This is a genomic window from Campylobacter sp. BCW_6877 (assembly GCF_001762445.1).
Classification (GTDB): domain Bacteria; phylum Campylobacterota; class Campylobacteria; order Campylobacterales; family Campylobacteraceae; genus Campylobacter_D; species Campylobacter_D jejuni.
The window spans coordinates 1-555 of record NZ_MJWW01000002.1; the positions used below are offsets into that span (position 1 = coordinate 1).

General features: G+C 24.1%; 1 protein-coding gene. It reads left to right on the top strand.

Features of this window, described 5'->3' with window-relative positions:
* Positions 1-34 precede the first annotated feature (34 nt).
* A partial coding sequence (locus tag AJ936_RS00015; protein ID WP_141080060.1) for a glycosyltransferase family 2 protein occupies positions 35-555 on the top strand: 521 nt, incomplete at its 3' end.

Consider the following 555-nt stretch of genomic DNA (forward strand, 5'->3'; position numbering starts at 1 on the left):
ATATAAAATTCATAAGAAAAAGAGAGCATTATAGATGAATCAAAATAAAACTGTTGGTATAGTTATTCCAATATATAATGTAGAAAATTATTTAAGAGAATGTATAGAAAGTGTCATAAATCAAACTTATCTTAATCTAGAGATTATTTTAGTAAATGATGGCAGTACAGATAAAAATTCCTTAAATATCGCCAAAGAGTATACTTTAAAAGACGAAAGAATAACTTTATTTCATAAAAAAAATGGAGGATTAAGTAGTGCTAGAAATGTGGGTATAGAATATTTTAGCGGGGAGTATAAATTCATAAATAAAAATCAGATTTTTCAAAAAAACACTCTAATTGAATTTAGTGTTAATGGCAATAATCATTATGAAATACATAGTGTATACAAGAGTTATAAATATTTTGATAGTGAAAAAGATTTGATAAATTTTACTAACGCGAATATAGATTATATTATATTTTTAGATTCCGATGACTATTGGAGATTAAATTGTATTGAAGAATGTGTTTCTAGAATGAATGGAGTAGAAGTACTTTGGTTTGATTATGA